Genomic DNA, 527 nt, shown 5'->3' with positions numbered 1-527 from the left:
CGACCCTTCCTATCGATCCGGCCATCCCGTGACCGTCGAGGGCCCGAACGAATCTCCGTGACCGGAACTGCGACCCTCGATCGGTGTGCAGAATGCACCCGGCGACGTGTCCACGTCGGGCAACAGCGTTGTTCAGGGCGGCCACGGCCAGGCGGGACTTCATCCGCGCGGCGATGGAGTAGCCCACGATCCTCTTGCTGAAGACGTCCTTGATGGCACAGAGATACAACTTCCCTTCACCGGTGGCGTGTTCGGTGATGTCGGCGAGCCACAGGCGGTTGAGGCCATCCGCGGTGAAGTCACGGCGGACCAGGGCGTCGTGCACCGGCGGGCCGGCCTTCTTGATCCTGGCGCGCCTCTTCCCGAACACGCTCCACCAGCGGTTGTCCCGGCAGATCCGCCACGCAGTCCGGTCGGCCATGACCGTCCCGGCGTCGCGGGCCTCGTCGGCCAGGAAGCGGTAGCCGAACTCCGGATCCTCACGATGCGCCTCGAACAACGCGTTCGCGCGGTAGGCCTCCTCCAGC

Annotated in this window: 1 protein-coding gene; it reads right to left on the bottom strand. The window is 67.0% G+C overall.

The window, feature by feature from the left end:
• Window positions 1-527 (bottom strand): DDE-type integrase/transposase/recombinase (locus tag IO33_RS0143550; RefSeq protein ID WP_037687794.1); only part of this gene is annotated, 527 nt, incomplete at both ends.

The organism is Streptomyces durhamensis (genome assembly GCF_000725475.1).
Classification (GTDB): domain Bacteria; phylum Actinomycetota; class Actinomycetes; order Streptomycetales; family Streptomycetaceae; genus Streptomyces; species Streptomyces filipinensis.
The sequence above is the reverse complement of the archived record's forward strand: the minus strand, read 5'-3'. Positions and strand labels throughout refer to the sequence as shown.